A 16,032-nucleotide genomic window follows, 5' to 3' on the forward strand; every position below is an offset into this window, starting at 1 on the left:
TCGCATGCTCCCTCGTCCTCCAAGGAGTCCAGACAGATGAAGACGATCGACGCACTTCTCGCCGAAGGGGTCGCCGGCAAGCGGGTATTCGTCCGCGCCGACCTCAACGTGCCGCTGAGCGGCACCACCATCACCGACGACGGCCGCATCCGCGCCGTCGCCCCGACCGTCCGGAAGCTGGCCGAGGCCGGCGCCCGGGTCGTCGTCGCCTCGCACCTGGGCCGCCCCAAGGGCGCCCCGGACCCGGCGTTCTCGCTGGCCCCCGCCGCCACCCGGCTCGGTGAACTGCTCGGCACCGACGTGGCCTTCGCGACCGACACGGTCGGCGAGTCCGCCCGCGCCACCGTCGCGGCCCTCACCGACGGCCGGGTCGCCGTCATCGAGAACCTCCGCTTCAACCCCGGTGAGACCTCCAAGGACGACGCCGAGCGCGGGGCGTTCGCGGATCAGCTCGCCGAGCTCGCCGACCTGTACGTGGGCGACGGCTTCGGTGCCGTCCACCGCAAGCACGCCTCGGTCTTCGACCTCCCGGCCCGGCTCCCGCACGCCGCGGGCGACCTGATCGCCACCGAGGTCGGCGTCCTGAAGAAGCTCACCGACGACGTTCGGCGGCCGTACGCGGTCGTGCTCGGCGGCGCCAAGGTCTCCGACAAGCTCGGCGTCATCGACCACCTGCTGGAGCGCGCCGACCGCATCCTCATCGGCGGCGGCATGGCGTACACCTTCCTCAAGGCCCAGGGCCACGAGGTCGGCAGCTCGCTGCTCCAGGAGGACCAGATCCCGGCCGTGCGCGAATACCTGCGGCGCGCCGAGGAGAAGGGCGTGGAGTTCGTACTCCCCGTCGACGTCGTGGTCGCCCCCGCGTTCCCCGACCTCAAGACCAAGGCCCCGGCCAACCCCTCCACCGTCGCCGCCGACGCCATGCCGGCCGGGCAGATGGGGCTGGACAACGGCCCGGAGACCAACAAGCTCTACGCATCGAAGCTCGCCGACGCGGCCACCGTCTTCTGGAACGGCCCGATGGGCGTCTTCGAGCACCCCGACTTCGCCGAGGGCACCCGGGCCGTCGCCCAGGCCCTCGTCGACTCCTCGGGCTTCAGCGTGGTCGGCGGTGGCGACTCCGCCGCCGCCGTCCGCATCCTGGGCTTCGACGAGAACGCGTTCGGACACATCTCGACCGGTGGCGGCGCCAGCCTCGAATACCTTGAGGGCAAGACGCTTCCCGGCCTCGCCGCACTGGAGGACTGACCTTTCATGACCACCCGCACCCCGCTGATGGCGGGCAACTGGAAGATGAACCTCAACCACCTTGAGGCCATCGCCCACGTCCAGAAGCTCGCCTTCGCCCTGGCCGACAAGGACTACGACGCCGTCGAGGTCGCCGTCCTGCCGCCCTTCACCGACCTGCGCTCCGTGCAGACGCTGGTCGACGGCGACAAGCTGAAGATCAAGTACGGCGCCCAGGACATCTCGGCGCACGACTCCGGCGCGTACACCGGCGAGATCTCCGGCGCCATGCTCGCCAAGCTGAAGTGCACCTTCGTCGCCGTCGGCCACAGTGAGCGCCGCCAGTACCACGGCGAGACCGACGAGGTCTGCAACGCCAAGGTGAAGGCCGCCTACAAGCACGGCCTGACCCCGATCCTGTGCGTCGGCGAGGGCCTGGACGTCCGCAAGGCCGGCGACCAGGTCGCGCACACCCTCGCGCAGCTCGACGGCGCCCTGAAGGACATCCCGGCCGAGCAGGCCGAGACCATCGTGGTCGCCTACGAGCCGGTCTGGGCCATCGGGACCGGCGAGGTCGCCACCCCCGAGGACGCCCAGGAGGTCTGCGGCGCGATCCGCGGCCGGCTCGCCGAGCTGTACTCGCAGGAGCTGGCCGACGCGGTCCGCATCCAGTACGGCGGCTCGGTCAAGTCCGGCAACGTGGCCGCGATCATGGCCCAGCCCGACGTCGACGGCGCCCTGATCGGCGGCGCGGCGCTGGACGCCGACGAGTTCGTCAAGATCGTCCGCTTCCGCGACCAGTGAGTATGCGGTAGCGCGGATCCGTCGTACCCTTGCGGGGGCCGGGGAGGGCAGCCTCCCGGCCCCCGTTGTTCGTACATGCAGTCAGGATTTCCGGAAAGTAGGGACCAGCCGTGATTTTGGGGTTCGAGATCGCCCTGATCGTCTTCAGCCTGCTGCTGATGCTGCTGGTGCTGATGCACAAGGGCAAGGGCGGCGGTCTTTCCGACATGTTCGGTGGCGGCATGCAGTCCTCCGTCGGTGGTTCCTCGGTCGCCGAGCGCAACCTCGACCGGATCACCGTCGTGGTCGGTCTGGGCTGGTTCGCGTGCATCGTGGTGCTCGGCCTGCTCATCAAGCTGGACAACTGACCCGTCGTACGCGATTCCCGGTGACGGTGTAACTCCTTTCACTGGACGCGCGTTGGGCCTTACGTAGACTGGGGCATCTTCGAGCACCATCACGCAGGGAGTTACGACCGTGGCAAGTGGCAACGCGATCCGGGGAAGCCGGGTCGGAGCGGGGCCGATGGGGGAGGCCGAGCGCGGCGAGTCCGCGCCACGCGCCCGCATCTCGTTCTGGTGCTCGAACGGGCACGAGACGCAGCCGAGCTTCGCCCATGACGCGCAGGTACCGGAGACCTGGGACTGCCCGCGCTGCGGTTTCCCGGCCGGCCAGGACCGGGACAGCCCGCCCGACCCGCCCCGCACCGAGCCGTACAAGACGCACCTCGCGTACGTGCGCGAGCGGCGCAGCGACGCGGACGGCGAGGCCATCCTCGCCGAGGCCCTGGCGAAACTCCGCGGCGAGATCTGAATCGTTCACCGGCCGGACACCCCACGGGTGCCCGGCCGGATTGCTTCCGTCGTGCCGCAGCCCGCCGCTGTCACGTCCGGCCGCCTGATCAATTAGGTTGGAGGGGCAGCGGGGAACTGCGGTTACGAGAGAAGTGGGCTGATGTCCGGGATGAACGCAACAAGCCGTACCAGGCTCAACCAGACGCCGGAATGGGCGGCGCTGGGCAAGCACCGTGAGCAGCTCGGGTCGACCCATCTGCGCCAGCTGTTCGCGGACGACCCGGCGCGCGGCACCGGGTACACCCTGCGGGTCGGCGACCTGTACCTCGACTACTCCAAGCACCTGGTCACCGACGAGACTCTGGCGCTGCTGCGCGAGCTCGCCGCCGCCACCGACGTCGCCGGACTGCGCGACGCCATGTTCCGCGGCGACAAGATCAACACCACCGAGGACCGCGCTGTCCTGCACACCGCGCTGCGTGCCCCGCGGGGCGCCGTGATCGAGGTCGACGGCGAGAACGTGGTGCCCGCCGTCCACGCCGTGCTCGACAAGATGGCGGCCTTCTCCGACCGCGTCAGGTCGGGGGAGTGGACCGGCCACACCGGCAAGCCGATCAAGAACATCGTCAACATCGGCATCGGCGGCTCCGACCTCGGCCCCGCCATGGCGTACGAGGTGCTGCGCTCCTTCACGGACCGCTCGCTCACCTTCCGCTTCGTCTCCAACGTCGACGGTGCCGACCTGCACGAGGCCGTGCACGACCTCGACCCCGCCGAGACACTGTTCGTCATCGCGTCGAAGACCTTCACCACGATCGAGACGATCACCAACGCCACCTCCGCCCGCGACTGGCTGCTGACCGGGCTGAGGGCCGGTCAGGACGCGGTGGCCAAGCACTTCGTGGCGCTGTCGACCAACGCCGACAAGGTCGCCGGCTTCGGCATCGACACGGCCAACATGTTCGAGTTCTGGGACTGGGTCGGCGGCCGCTACTCGTACGACTCCGCCATCGGGCTCTCCCTGATGATCGCCATCGGCCCGGACCGGTTCCGCGAGATGCTCGACGGCTTCCACCTCGTCGACGAGCACTTCCGCACCGCCCCCGCGGAGGAGAACGCCCCGCTGCTGCTCGGCCTGCTGGGCGTCTGGTACGGCGCGTTCTTCGACGCCCAGTCGCATGCCGTGCTGCCCTACAGCCACTACCTGTCCAAGTTCACCGCGTACTTGCAGCAGCTGGACATGGAGTCCAACGGCAAGTCCGTGGACCGGGACGGCAATCCGGTCGACTGGCAGACCGGACCGGTCGTCTGGGGCACCCCCGGCACCAACGGGCAGCACGCCTATTACCAGCTGATCCACCAGGGCACCAAGGTCATCCCGGCCGACTTCATCGGCTTCGCCCAGCCGGTCGATGACCTGCTGCCCGGCCTGGTCGCCCAGCACGACCTGCTGATGGCCAACTTCTTCGCCCAGACCCAGGCCCTGGCCTTCGGCAAGACACCGGACGAGGTACGGGCCGAGGACGTCCCCGAGGAGCTGGTGGCGCACAAGACGTTCCGGGGCAACCACCCGACGACGACGATCCTCGCCGACCGGCTGACCCCCTCCGTGCTCGGCCAGCTGATCGCCCTGTACGAGCACAAGGTCTTCGTCCAGGGAGCCGTCTGGAACATCGACTCCTTCGACCAGTGGGGTGTCGAGCTCGGCAAGGTCCTCGCCAAGAAGATCGAGCCCGTGCTGACCGGGGACGAGGGTGCCGAGGGCGCGGGGGAGCAGCTGGACAGCTCGACCGCCGCGCTCGTCACCGCCTACCGCGAACTGCGCGACCGCTGACCACGCACCCGGGCCCGGCCCGCTCGCGAAGAGCGGACCGGGCCCGGGAGCACGGCCGGTGGCGGCCCGTCAGGCGGAAGCCGGCGGGTACAGGGCGCGTGGCAGGCGGGAGGCCGCCGCCGCGTCCAGCAGCCACAGCGTGCGGCTCCGGCCGTACGCCCCGGCCGCCGGGGCCTGGATCTCCCCGGCCCCCGACAGGGCGATGGCCACGGCCTCCGCCTTGTCCTCGCCCGCCGCCAGCAGCCACACCTCGCGCGCCGCCCGGATGGCGGGCAGCGTCAGCGAGATACGGACGGGCGGCGGCTTGGGCGCGCCGTGCACACCGACGACGGTGCGCTCGGTCTCCCGTACCGCCGGCAGCTCGGGGAAGAGCGAGGCTACATGGGTGTCCGGGCCGACGCCCAGCATCAGCACGTCGAACTCCGGCACCGGGCCGTGGTCCTGCGGCGCCGCCGCGGCGGCCAGCTCCGCCGCGTACCCGGCGGCCGCGGCGTCGGCGTCCGGGCCGTAGGGGCCGTCGGACGCGGGCATGACGTGCACCCGGGAGGGGTCCAGCCCCACCGCGTCCAGCAGGGCCTCGCGGGCCTGGGTGACATTGCGCTCCGGGTCGCCCTCCGGCAGGAACCGCTCGTCGCCCCACCACAGGTCGAGCCGCGACCAGTCGACCGCGTCCCGGGCGGGGGCGGCGCCCAGCGCGGCCAGCAGACCGTTGCCGTTGCGGCCGCCGGTGAGCACCACCGAGGCATCGCCGCGCGCGGCCTGGGCGTCCACGATCCTCGTGATCAGCCGGGCCGCCGCGGCCTGCGCCATCAGCTCCTTGTCGCGGTGCACGACGAGCTGCGGAACCGTGCTCACTTCGACGCCGCCTTCTTCGCCGGGGCGGCCTTCTTGGCGGCCGGCGCCTTGGCGGGGGCCTTGGCCGGCTCCTCGGCGGCGGGCACGCCCGCCGTGTCGAGTCGGTCCACACCGAACTTCACCGTGGACTCGTAGACGTTGTCCGGGTCCAGCCGGCGCAGCTCCTCCGCGAGCAGCTCCGCCGTCTCGCGGCGCTTGAGGGCCACCGCGCGGTCCGGCTGGCCCACCATGCAGAGCGTGGCGAGCGAGCCGTCGGCCCGGTCCAGGACGATGTCGCCGTTCTTCGTCGCCATCCGGACGGCGGTGAGGCCGGGGCCGCCGGACGTGGTGCGCTCCACCGGAACGCCCAGCCGGTCCGCCAGCCACATGGCCAGCAGCTCGCAGCTCGGGTTGTCCGACTCGCCCTCGACCGTGGCGGAGACGACCTCGGCGGGCTGCTGGTCGAGCGCCGCCGCCAGCATCGAGCGCCACGGCGTGATGCGGGTCCATGCCAGGTCCGTGTCACCGGGCTGGTACGTCGCCGCGCGCACCGCCAGCTCGTCGAGCGGGTGCTCGGCCGAGTAGGTGTCGGTGATCCGACGCTGGGAGAGGGCGCCGAGCGGGTCCTTCGCCGGGTCGGCGGGGGCGTCCTGCGGCCACCACACCACCACCGGGGCGTCCGGCAGCAGCAGCGGCAGGACCACCGACTGGGCGTGGTTGGCCAGCTCGCCGTGCAGCCGCAGCACGACGGTCTCGCCGGAACCCGAGTCGGAACCGACCCGGATCTCGGCGTCCAGCCGCGCGTCGCGGCGGGCCCGCGGCGAACGGCTGACCCGCTTGATGACCGCGATGATCCGCGAGGGGTGCTCGCGCGAGGAGTCGCTGGCCGCCTTGAGCGCGTCGTAGGCGTTCTCCTCGTCGGTGACGATGACGAGGGTGAGAACCATCCCGATGGCGGGGGCGCCGACCGCGCGCCTGCCCGAGACCAGGGCCTGGTTGATCTTGCTGGACGTGGTTTCCGTGAGGTCGATCTTCATGGCCGGCGCCAGCTCCGTCCGTCGCGTGCGAGCATCTCGTCCGCCTCGGCCGGTCCCCAGGTTCCGGCCGGGTACTGGGCGGGCTTGCCGTGCTTGTCCCAGTACTCCTCGATCGGGTCGAGGATGTTCCAGGAGAGCTCGACCTCCTGGTGGCGCGGGAAGAGGTTGGCGTCGCCGAGCAGGACGTCGAGGATGAGCCGCTCGTACGCCTCCGGGCTGGACTCCGTGAAGGACTCGCCGTACGCGAAGTCCATCGTGACGTCCCGTACCTCCATCGAGGTGCCGGGCACCTTGGAGCCGAACCGCACCGTGACGCCCTCGTCCGGCTGTACCCGGATGACCAGGGCGTTGCCGCCCAGCTCCTCCGTGGCGCCGGACTCGAACGGCAGGTACGGGGCGCGCTTGAAGACGACCGCGATCTCCGTGACCCGGCGGCCGAGCCGCTTTCCGGTCCGCAGGTAGAACGGCACGCCCGCCCAGCGGCGGTTGTTGATCGTCAGCTTGATCGCGGCGAAGGTGTCGGTCTTCGACTTGGGGTCGATTCCCTCTTCCTCCAGATAGCCGGGGACCTCCTGGCCGCCCTGCCACGCGTGCGTGTACTGGCCGCGCACGGTGTGCTTGCCCAGGTCGTCGGGCAGCTCGACCGCCGTGAGCACCTTGAGTTTCTCGGCGACCAGGGCCTTGGGGTGGAAGGAGCCGGGCTCCTCCATCGCGGTCAGCGCCAGCAGCTGGAGCAGGTGGTTCTGGATGACGTCGCGGGCCGCGCCGATGCCGTCGTAGTAGCCGGCCCGGCCGCCGATGCCGATGTCCTCGGCCATGGTGATCTGGACGTGGTCGACGTACGACCTGTTCCAGATCGGCTCCCACATCGTGTTGGCGAAGCGCAGCGCCAGGATGTTCTGGACCGTCTCCTTGCCGAGGTAGTGGTCGATGCGGAAGACCTCGTTCGGCGGGAAGACGTCGTGCACGATCTGGTTGAGCTCCTGAGCGCTCTCCAGGTCGTGGCCGAACGGCTTCTCGATGACGGCCCGGCGCCAGCTGCCGTCCTTCTGGTCGGCCAGCCCGTGCTTCTTGAGCTGCTGGACGACCTTGGGGAAGAACTTCGGCGGCACGGACAGGTAGAAGGCGAAGTTGCCGCCCGTCCCCTGCGCCTTGTCGAGCTCCTCGATCGTGGCCCTGAGGGTCTCGAAGGCCACGTCGTCGTCGAAGTTGCCCGGCACGAAGCGCATGCCCTGGCTGAGCTGCTGCCAGACCTCCTCGCGGAAGGGCGTACGGGAATGCTCCTTGACCGCGTCGTGCACGACCTGGGCGAAGTCCTCGTCCTCCCAGTCGCGGCGCGCGAAGCCGATGAGCGAGAAGCCCGGTGGCAGCAGGCCGCGGTTGGCCAGGTCGTAGACGGCGGGCATCAGCTTTTTACGGGACAAATCGCCCGTGACGCCAAAGATGACCAGGCCCGACGGCCCCGCGATGCGCGGGAGCCGTCGGTCCTGGGCGTCACGGAGCGGGTTGGCTCCGGGAACACCAGACAAAGTGGTCAGCCCTCCGAAGGGGCGAGGCGCTTGAGCTCCGCCTCGGTCGAGTTCAGCAGGTCGGTCCAGGACGCCTCGAACTTCTCGACGCCCTCGTCCTCCAGGACCTGGACGACGTCGTCGTAGTCCACCCCGAGCTTCTTGATCGCTTCGAGGTCGGCGCGGCCCTGGTCGTACGAACCGGCGACGGTGTTGCCGGTGATCTCCCCGTGGTCCGCCACCGCGTCCAGGGTCGCCTCCGGCATGGTGTTGACCGTGTTCGGCGCGACGAGGTCGACGACGTAAAGGGTGTCCTTGAGGGACGGGTCCTTCACGCCGGTGGAGGCCCACAGCGGGCGCTGCTTGTTGGCGTGCGCCTTGTCGAGGGCGTCCCAGCGCTCACCGGCGAAGACCTGCTCGTACGCCTCGTAGGCCAGGCGCGCGTTGGCCAGGGCGGACTTGCCCCGCGCGGCCTTCGCCTCGTCGCCGCCGATCGCGTCCAGCCGCTTGTCGATCTCGGTGTCCACGCGGGACACGAAGAACGACGCCACCGAGTGGATCTTGGAGAGGTCCAGGCCGGCGGCCTTCGCCTTCTCCAGGCCCGCCAGGTAGGCGTCCATGACCTCGCGGTAGCGCTCCAGCGAGAAGATCAGCGTGACGTTGACGCTGATGCCCCGGCCGATCGTCTCGGTGATCGCCGGCAGACCGGCCTTGGTCGCCGGGATCTTGATGAGCGTGTTGGGCCGGTCCACCAGCCAGGCCAGCTGCTTGGCCTCGGCGACGGTGGCCGCGGTGTTGTGGGCCAGGCGCGGGTCGACCTCGATGGAGACCCGGCCGTCCTGGCCGTCGGTCGCGTCGAAGACCGGACGCAGGATGTCGGCCGCGTCGCGGACGTCCGCGGTGGTGATCATGCGGATCGCTTCCTCGACGGTCACCCGGCGGGCGGCGAGGTCGGCGAGCTGCTGCTCGTAACCGTCGCCCGAGGAGATCGCCTTCTGGAAGATCGACGGGTTGGTCGTGACGCCCACGACGTGGCTCTGGTCGATCAGCTCCGCCAGATTGCCCGACGTGATCCGCTTGCGCGAGAGGTCGTCGAGCCAGATCGCCACGCCCTCGTCGGAGAGGCGCTTGAGTGCGTCTGTCATGAGAATTGCATCTCCTACTAGTCGTATAACAGCGTCAGCGCGCTGCGGCGGCGAGGGATTCCCGCGCGGCGGCGGCGACGTGTGCGCCGGTGAAGCCGAACTCGCGGAACAGGACCTTGGCGTCCGCCGAAGCGCCGTAGTGCTCCAGCGAAACGATCCGGCCGGCGTCCCCGACGTACCGGTACCAGGTCAGGCCGATGCCCGCCTCGACGGCCACACGGGCCCTGACCGACGGCGGCAGCACGCTGTCCTTGTAACCCTGGTCCTGCTCCTCGAACCACTCGACACACGGCATCGACACCACGCGGGTCGGAATTCCGGCCGCCTGGAGCTCCTCGCGCGCCTCCACGGTGAGCTGGACCTCGGAGCCCGTACCGATCAGCACGACCTGCGGCTCGCCGCCCTCGGCGTCGCGCAGCACGTAGCCGCCCTTCGCCGTGTCCTCGTTCGCCTCGTACGTCGGCACGCCCTGGCGGGTCAGCGCCAGACCGTGCGGGGCGCCCTTGCCGAACACCTTGGTGTAGCGACGCAGGATCTCGCGCCAGGCGATGGCGGTCTCGTTGGCGTCGGCCGGGCGCACGACGTTCAGGCCCGGGATGGCGCGCAGCGAGGCCAGGTGCTCCACCGGCTGGTGGGTCGGGCCGTCCTCGCCGAGACCGATCGAGTCGTGCGTCCACACGTACGTCACAGGCAGGTGCATCAGCGCGGACAGCCGCACGGCGTTGCGCATGTAGTCGGAGAACACCAGGAAGGTGCCGCCGTAGACGCGGGTGTTGCCGTGCAGCGCGATGCCGTTCATGGCGGCGGCCATGGCGTGCTCGCGGATGCCGAAGTGGATCGTGCGCCCGTACGGGTCGGCCTCCGGCAGCGGGTTGCCCGCCGGGAGGAACGACGACGTCTTGTCGATCGTGGTGTTGTTCGAGCCCGCCAGGTCGGCGGAGCCGCCCCACAGCTCGGGGACGATCTCGCCGAGCGCCTGGAGCACCTTGCCGGAAGCGGCGCGGGTGGCGACGCCCTTGCCGGCCTCGAAGACCGGCAGGCTGTCCTCCCAGCCCTTGGGCAGCTCGCCCGCGCGCACGCGGTCGAAGTCGGCGGCGCGCTCCGGGTCGGCGGCACGCCACGCGTCGAAGGTCTTCGCCCACTCGGCCTTGGCCTCGCGGCCCCGGTCCAGGGCGCGGCGGGTGTGCGCGATGACCTCGTCGGAGACCTCGAAGGACTTCTCCGGGTCGAAGCCCAGGACCCGCTTGGTCGCGGCGACCTCGTCGTCGCCGAGCGCGGAGCCGTGCGAGGCCTCGGTGTTCTGGGCGTGCGGGGCGGGCCAGGCGATGATCGAGCGGGCCGCGATGAACGACGGGCGCCCGGTCTCGGCCTTGGCGGCCAGCAGCGCGTGGTAGAGGCCCTCGGGGTCCAGGTCGCCGTTGGGCAGCTGGTCGACGCGCTGGACGTGCCAGCCGTACGCCTCGTAGCGCTTGACGGTGTCCTCGGAGACCGCGGTCTCCGTGTCGCCCTCGATGGAGATGTGGTTGTCGTCCCACAGCAGGACCAGGTTGCCCAGCTTCTGGTGCCCGGCCAGCGAGGACGCCTCCGCGGAGATGCCCTCCTGGAGGCAGCCGTCACCGGCGACGACCCACACCATGTGGTCGAAGGGGGAGGTGCCGGGGGCCGCCTCGGGGTCGAACAGACCGCGCTCGTAGCGGGCGGCCATGGCCATGCCCACGGCGTTGGCGACGCCCTGGCCCAGCGGGCCCGTGGTCGTCTCCACCCCGGTGGTGTGGCCGTACTCCGGGTGGCCGGGGGTCTTGGAGCCCCAGGTGCGGAACGACTTCAGGTCGTCGAGCTCCAGGCCGTAGCCGGCCAGGTAGAGCTGGATGTACAGCGTCAGGCTGCTGTGGCCCGCCGAGAGCACGAACCGGTCGCGGCCGGTCCACTCCGCGTCGGCGGGGTCGTGCCGCATCACCTTCTGGAAGATGGTGTACGCGGCGGGAGCCAGGCTCATGGCCGTACCCGGGTGGCCGTTTCCGACTTTCTGTACGGCGTCCGCGGCGAGGACGCGGACGGTGTCCACGGCCCGCTGGTCCAATTCGGTCCACTGGAGGTCTGTGGTGGTCGGCTTGGTGCTCACCCTGAGTCAGGGCTCCTCTCCAACTGTTGTAGACCGGTGACTTCGACCGCACCGGATGCAGCCGAGCCTACCCTCGTCCGTACCCGCGATTTCCGGCTCCTACCAGGGTGCGGGCGGCCCGTGGAATCCGCCTCCCGTATGAGCGGGAAGGCTCACCGATGGGCCTCTCCGATGAGCGTGCGGGCCCACTCCTGAGACGCTCCGACGAGCGGCCGGAGGCGCGGTCGCGAGGCCCTCCGAAGCACCCGGCGCCGCCCCTGCGACACCTGTGCGTCACTCGTACGTGCGAAGCCTCGCGAGGGTGCTCCACGACGGCCTCCGGCGCCACATCAACACGACCCCACCCCCGCGAAGGGCGGCCTGTCCCCAACGTCTACAGTGGTCGGGTTCGCGCAAGTCTTTACCGGGCCCTCACGCCCGGAGCTTGCTGGGATTTCTCTGTCAGGGGTGTGCGTGACGGCCGTCGAGTCCCGACCCGCAGGGGTCGCCTTGACTCCGAGCCCAGGGGGCCAACGCCCGTTCGGGGCCCGTGTCAAGGCATTCGTGGCACTGACCAAGCCTCGGATCATCGAGCTGTTGCTGATCACCACTGTTCCGGTGATGTTCCTGGCCGCTCAGGGTGTACCCGACCTGTGGCTCGTGCTCACAACCACCATCGGCGGCTATCTGTCCGCCGGCGGTGCCAATGCACTGAACATGTACATCGACCGCGACATCGACGCGCTGATGGACCGTACGTCGCAGCGCCCGCTGGTCACCGGCATGGTGAGCCCGCGCGAGTGCCTGGCCTTCGGCGTCTGTCTCGCGGTGATCTCGACGGTCTGGTTCGGGCTGCTCGTCAACTGGCTGTCCGCGGCCCTGGCCCTGGGCGCCCTGCTCTTCTACGTCGTGGTCTACACGATGCTGCTGAAGCGCCGTACCTCGCAGAACATCGTCTGGGGCGGCATCGCGGGCTGCATGCCGGTCCTCATCGGCTGGTCGGCCGTGACGAACGAGGTCTCCTGGGCCGCGGTGATCCTCTTCGCCGTCATCTTCTTCTGGACGCCGCCGCACTACTGGCCGCTGTCCATGAAGGTGAAGGAGGACTACGCGCGGGTCGGCGTCCCGATGCTGCCGGTCATCGCCTCCAACCGGGTGGTCGCCCGCCAGATCGTCGCCTACAGCTGGGTGATGGTCGCCGTCTCGCTGCTGCTCACCCCGCTGGGCTACACCGGCTGGTTCTACACCGCGGTGGCCCTGCTGACCGGCGGCTTCTGGCTCTGGGAGGCGCACGCGCTGCTCGGCCGGGCCAAGTCCGGGGTGACCGGTACGAAGCTCAAGGAGATGCGGCTGTTCCACTGGTCGATCACCTATGTCTCCCTGCTGTTCGTCGCCGTGGCGGTGGACCCCTTCCTGCGGTAACACCTCCGCTCCGGCCGACGGGCGGGGAGCGTGGCAGAGGCCACGCTCCCCGCCCGTCGCCAGTTGATCTACCCATCGGTAGCATCTTGTTCATGGCAGAGACGGCAGAGACGGCTGAGACCCAGCAGGCGGACGGCAGGCAGGCGGCACGCGCGGAGCGCAGGGCGGCCCGGCTGGCCAAGCAGATCGGCGCCTTCGCGAAGGCGCACGGCGGCGCCGAGGGGCAGCTCGCCTACCTCGGGCAGATGGGCACCCGCATCGTCCTCGTGGGCGAGGACGGCGGCTGGGGCGACCTGGTGGCCCCCTCGTACGCGGTGGCCGAGAGCGCCGCGCAGCGGTCCGGGATCACCCTGCACGACGAGTTCGACGGCGAGTTCGCGGCGAAGGTGCACACCGGCCCGTACGAGTGGGCGCGGATGGCCGGCATCCAGGTCGGCGGCCCGTCCAACAAGGCCTGAGGCCCACAGAACGGATCAGGGGCTCCCGCTCAACGGCGCACAGCCGTGGAGCGGGAGCCCCTGATCCGTGGTGGAGCGCGGTGTCAGCCGGCCGCCGCGGGCTCCGGCCGCTCGGTCGCGGGCTCCGGCACCCGGGGGACCTCCACCGGCCGCTCCCGCAGCGACAGCAGGACCCGTACGACCCCGATCCACACCAGGCACGAGCCGAACATGTGCAGTCCGACCAGGATCTCCGGCGTGTCGGTGAAGTACTGCACATAGCCGATCACGCCCTGCGCCAGCAGGATCAGGAACAGGTCCCGGACCCGGTGCAGCGGACCGATGGGGGCGTCCACCGCCTTCAGGACGAACCAGAGCGCGACGGTCAGGGCGACCACGACCCAGGCCAGGTCGGCGTGGAGCTGGGCGGTCATCTTCCAGTCGATCGGGATGCGGTGCACATCGCTGGAGTCGCCCGCGTGCCGCCCGGCGCCCGTGACCACCGTGCCGACGGCGATCAGCAGCCCCGCCGCGACCGCCAGCAGCCAGGACAGCTGCGCGACCGCCTTGCCGACCAGCGGACGTGGTGCCTCGTCGCCCTCACGCACCCGCTGCCAGGTCACCAGGGCGACCGCGAGCAGCCCTGAGGACAGCAGGAAGTGCGCCGCCACGGTGTACGGGTTGAGGCCGACGAGCACGACGATGCCACCGAGCACGGCGTTGCCCATCACGATCCAGAACTGCACCCAGCCGAGCCGGGTGAGGCTGCGCCGCCAGGGCTTCGCGGACCGGGCCGCGATGATCGCCCAGCCGACCGCCGCGCACAGGACGTACGTCAGCATCCGGTTGCCGAACTCGATGACGCCGTGGAAGCCCATCGCGCTCGTGGTCGTCAGGCTCTCGTCGGTGCACTTGGGCCAGGTCGGGCAGCCGAGACCGGAGCCGGTCAGCCGGACGGCGCCGCCGGTCACGACGATGACGACGGCCATGACGACCGCCGACATGGCGGCGCGGCGCACCGTCCTGGGCTCGGGGGTCCAGCGCTCGGCGATGTACAGCAGCGGATTGCGCAGGGCTTGAGCGACTTCGGCTCTGGTCAGCTTGGGCACGCGCACCATCGTAGGACGCCGCTTGTGCAAGCTTTCACGAGGGGGACGAGTTGCCCGAAACGGCGACGGAACGCATCCGCCCTCTCACTCCCAGCGGAAGAACCGCGCCGCGGCCCCGAGCCCCAGCACCGTCCAGACGGCGAGGATGCCCAGGTCGCCCCACGGCATCCCGGCGCCGTGCTGGAGGACGTCCCGCAGCCCGTCCGACAGGGCCGCGATCGGCAGCAGCCCGAGCACCGACTGCACGCCGTCCGGGAACTTCTCCAGCGGCACGATCACCCCGCCGCCCACCAGCAGCAGCAGGAACACCAGGTTGGCGGCGGCGAGCGTCGCCTCCGCCTTCAGCGTCCCGGCCATCAGCAGCCCCAGCCCGGAGAACGCGGCGGTACCCAGTACCAGGAGCAGCAGCACGGCGAACGGATTGCCGTGCGGCGACCAGCCGAGCGCGAACGCGATCACCGTCAGCAGGACCACCTGGAGCACCTCGGTGACCAGCACGGAGAGGGTCTTCGCGGTCATCAGCGCCCAGCGGGGCAGCGGCGAGGCGCCGAGCCGCTTGAGCACCCCGTAGCGCCGTTCGAATCCGGTGGCGATGGCCTGGCCGGTGAAGGCCGTCGACATGACGGCCAGCGCCAGGACGCCCGGCGTCAGGAAGTCGACCGGCTCGCCGGAGCCGGTGTCCACGATGTCGACGGAGCTGAACAGCACCAGCAGCAGCGTCGGGATGACCACGGTCAGCAGCAGCTGCTCGCCGTTGCGCAGCAGCATCCGCGTCTCCAGCGCGGTCTGCGCGGCGATCATGCGCGGCAGCGGGGCGGCGCCCGGCCGGGGGGTGTACGTACCGGCGCTCATGCGCGCAGCTCCTTGCCGGTCAGTTCCAGGAAGACGTCCTCCAGGGTGTGGCGCTCCACGGAGATGCCGGAGGGCATCACACCGTGCTGCGCGCACCAGGAGGTGACGGTGGCCAGCAGCTGCGGGTCGATGTCGCCGGTGATGCGGTAGGCGCCGGTGGTCAGCTCGACCGCCTGGCTGCCGTCGGGCAGCGCCTTCAGCAGCGAGCCGAGGTCGAGTCCGGGCCGGCCGGTGAAGCGCAGGGTGTTCTCGGCCCCTCCTCTGCACAGCGCCTCGGGACTGCCTTGAGCGACGATCCGGCCCGAGTCGATGACGGCGACCTCGTCGGCCAGCTCCTCGGCCTCGTCCATGAAGTGGGTGGTGAGCACCACGCTCACGCCGTCGGCGCGCAGCTCACGCACGAGGTCCCAGGTGGAGCGGCGGGCCTGCGGGTCGAGCCCGGCGGTCGGTTCGTCCAGGAAGACGAGCTCCGGCCGGCCGACGACGGCCATGGCCAGGGCGAGTCGTTGCTGCTGGCCACCGGAGAGCCTGCGGTAGGCGGTGCGGCCGCAGCCGCCGAGGCCGAGGCGCTCGACCAGGGCGTCGACGTCGAGCGGGTGGGCGTGCAGTTTCGCCGTGTGGCGGAGCATCTCGTCGGCGCGGGCCCCGGAGTGGATACCGCCCGACTGGAGCATGACGCCGATCCTCGGGCGCAGCCGCGCGGCGTCGGCGACGGGGTCGAGGCCGAGGACCCGCACGGTCCCGCCGTCGGGGCGGCGGTAGCCTTCGCAGGTCTCGATCGTGGTGGTCTTGCCCGCGCCGTTGGGGCCGAGCACGGCGGTGACCGCGCCGGCCGGGATATCCAGGTCGAGGCCGTCCACCGCGGTCTTTTCGCCGTACCGCTTGACCAGGCCGCTGATCCGGACAGCCGGGCCGGAGGAGGGTGGGGCGGGCTCGCTGTTCATGGGAA

Annotated in this window: 15 protein-coding genes; 7 read left to right on the forward strand and 8 right to left on the reverse strand. The window is 70.7% G+C overall.

Translation table 11 applies throughout. The features are described from left to right. The first annotated feature begins 36 nt into the window (after window positions 1-36). The 5 genes from B082_RS0130990 to pgi all read left to right on the forward strand — a co-directional run bounded on the left by B082_RS0130990 (window position 37) and on the right by pgi (window position 4,638). Window positions 37-1,248, forward strand: a complete 1,212-nt coding sequence (locus tag B082_RS0130990) for a phosphoglycerate kinase (RefSeq protein ID WP_018555684.1) — start codon at window positions 37-39, stop codon at window positions 1,246-1,248. 6 nt (window positions 1,249-1,254) lie between these two features. After that, the gene (gene tpiA / locus B082_RS0130995) at window positions 1,255-2,031 is read left to right on the forward strand and encodes a triose-phosphate isomerase (RefSeq protein WP_018555685.1); all 777 of its coding nucleotides are present in this window, start codon (window positions 1,255-1,257) and stop codon (window positions 2,029-2,031) included. A gap of 110 nt (window positions 2,032-2,141) precedes the next feature. Further along, window positions 2,142-2,378, forward strand: coding sequence for a preprotein translocase subunit SecG (gene secG, locus B082_RS0131000; protein WP_018104607.1), 237 nt, complete (start codon window positions 2,142-2,144; stop codon window positions 2,376-2,378). A 109-nt stretch (window positions 2,379-2,487) separates the two neighbouring features. Continuing rightward, the gene (locus tag B082_RS0131005) at window positions 2,488-2,823 is read left to right on the forward strand and encodes an RNA polymerase-binding protein RbpA (protein WP_078622699.1); all 336 of its coding nucleotides are present in this window, start codon (window positions 2,488-2,490) and stop codon (window positions 2,821-2,823) included. Window positions 2,824-2,973: 150 nt separating this feature from the next. Beyond that, window positions 2,974-4,638, forward strand: a complete 1,665-nt coding sequence (pgi, locus tag B082_RS0131010; RefSeq protein ID WP_026250371.1) for a glucose-6-phosphate isomerase — start codon at window positions 2,974-2,976, stop codon at window positions 4,636-4,638. A gap of 69 nt (window positions 4,639-4,707) precedes the next feature. On the opposite strand, the gene pgl is transcribed toward pgi, so the two are convergent. From pgl to tkt, 5 genes are read right to left on the reverse strand one after another with little or no spacing between them, the layout of a single operon-like run. Beyond that, window positions 4,708-5,493, reverse strand: a complete 786-nt coding sequence (gene pgl, locus B082_RS0131015) for a 6-phosphogluconolactonase (RefSeq protein WP_018555689.1) — start codon at window positions 5,491-5,493, stop codon at window positions 4,708-4,710. After that, the gene (gene opcA / locus B082_RS0131020; protein ID WP_018555690.1) at window positions 5,490-6,509 is read right to left on the reverse strand and encodes a glucose-6-phosphate dehydrogenase assembly protein OpcA; all 1,020 of its coding nucleotides are present in this window, start codon (window positions 6,507-6,509) and stop codon (window positions 5,490-5,492) included. The genes pgl and opcA overlap by 4 nt, the downstream gene beginning before the upstream one ends. Next, window positions 6,506-8,038, reverse strand: coding sequence for a glucose-6-phosphate dehydrogenase (gene zwf, locus B082_RS0131025; protein ID WP_018555691.1), 1,533 nt, complete (start codon window positions 8,036-8,038; stop codon window positions 6,506-6,508). Before zwf ends, opcA begins: the two co-directional genes overlap by 4 nt. A 5-nt stretch (window positions 8,039-8,043) precedes the next feature. Then, window positions 8,044-9,162, reverse strand: coding sequence for a transaldolase (gene tal, locus B082_RS0131030; protein ID WP_018555692.1), 1,119 nt, complete (start codon window positions 9,160-9,162; stop codon window positions 8,044-8,046). Window positions 9,163-9,196: 34 nt separating this feature from the next. Further along, window positions 9,197-11,284, reverse strand: a complete 2,088-nt coding sequence (gene tkt, locus B082_RS0131035) for a transketolase (RefSeq protein WP_018555693.1) — start codon at window positions 11,282-11,284, stop codon at window positions 9,197-9,199. 447 nt (window positions 11,285-11,731) lie between these two features. On the opposite strand from tkt, the gene B082_RS0131040 reads away from it, so the two are divergent. Together B082_RS0131040 and B082_RS0131045 are read left to right on the forward strand one after the other, a co-directional pair. Beyond that, window positions 11,732-12,685 (forward strand): heme o synthase, encoded by a 954-nt coding sequence (locus tag B082_RS0131040; protein ID WP_078622700.1) that lies wholly within the window; start codon window positions 11,732-11,734, stop codon window positions 12,683-12,685. A 92-nt stretch (window positions 12,686-12,777) separates the two neighbouring features. Then, window positions 12,778-13,143 carry a hypothetical protein gene (locus tag B082_RS0131045; RefSeq protein ID WP_018555695.1) on the forward strand — a complete coding sequence of 122 codons (366 nt, stop codon included), beginning with the start codon at window positions 12,778-12,780 and terminating at the stop codon, window positions 13,141-13,143. Window positions 13,144-13,226: 83 nt separating this feature from the next. On the opposite strand, the gene B082_RS0131050 is transcribed toward B082_RS0131045, so the two are convergent. The 3 genes from B082_RS0131050 to B082_RS0131060 form a co-directional block, all read right to left on the reverse strand. Continuing rightward, window positions 13,227-14,240, reverse strand: a complete 1,014-nt coding sequence (locus B082_RS0131050; protein WP_018555696.1) for a COX15/CtaA family protein — start codon at window positions 14,238-14,240, stop codon at window positions 13,227-13,229. A 75-nt stretch (window positions 14,241-14,315) separates the two neighbouring features. Next, a complete protein-coding gene (locus tag B082_RS0131055) occupies window positions 14,316-15,083 on the reverse strand; it encodes an ABC transporter permease (RefSeq protein WP_018555697.1) in 768 nt (255 codons plus the stop codon). Then, the gene (locus B082_RS0131060; protein ID WP_018555698.1) at window positions 15,080-16,027 is read right to left on the reverse strand and encodes an ABC transporter ATP-binding protein; all 948 of its coding nucleotides are present in this window, start codon (window positions 16,025-16,027) and stop codon (window positions 15,080-15,082) included. The genes B082_RS0131055 and B082_RS0131060 overlap by 4 nt, the downstream gene beginning before the upstream one ends. Between the last annotated feature and the right edge of the window lie 5 nt (window positions 16,028-16,032).

The organism is Streptomyces sp. ATexAB-D23, assembly GCF_000373645.1.
In the GTDB taxonomy this organism is placed as follows: Bacteria; Actinomycetota; Actinomycetes; order Streptomycetales; family Streptomycetaceae; genus Streptomyces; species Streptomyces castrisilvae.

Coding starts and splice junctions, on each gene's coding strand:
- tpiA (WP_018555685.1), top strand. CDS start 1,255: ATGACCACCCGCACCCCGCTGATGGCGGGCAACTGGAAGATGAACCTC.
- B082_RS0131060 (WP_018555698.1), bottom strand. CDS start 16,027: ATGAACAGCGAGCCCGCCCCACCCTCCTCCGGCCCGGCTGTCCGGATC.
- pgi (WP_026250371.1), top strand. CDS start 2,974: ATGAACGCAACAAGCCGTACCAGGCTCAACCAGACGCCGGAATGGGCG.
- B082_RS0131050 (WP_018555696.1), bottom strand. CDS start 14,240: ATGGTGCGCGTGCCCAAGCTGACCAGAGCCGAAGTCGCTCAAGCCCTG.
- B082_RS0130990 (WP_018555684.1), top strand. CDS start 37: ATGAAGACGATCGACGCACTTCTCGCCGAAGGGGTCGCCGGCAAGCGG.
- B082_RS0131045 (WP_018555695.1), top strand. CDS start 12,778: ATGGCAGAGACGGCAGAGACGGCTGAGACCCAGCAGGCGGACGGCAGG.
- opcA (WP_018555690.1), bottom strand. CDS start 6,509: ATGAAGATCGACCTCACGGAAACCACGTCCAGCAAGATCAACCAGGCC.
- tal (WP_018555692.1), bottom strand. CDS start 9,162: ATGACAGACGCACTCAAGCGCCTCTCCGACGAGGGCGTGGCGATCTGG.
- B082_RS0131055 (WP_018555697.1), bottom strand. CDS start 15,083: ATGAGCGCCGGTACGTACACCCCCCGGCCGGGCGCCGCCCCGCTGCCG.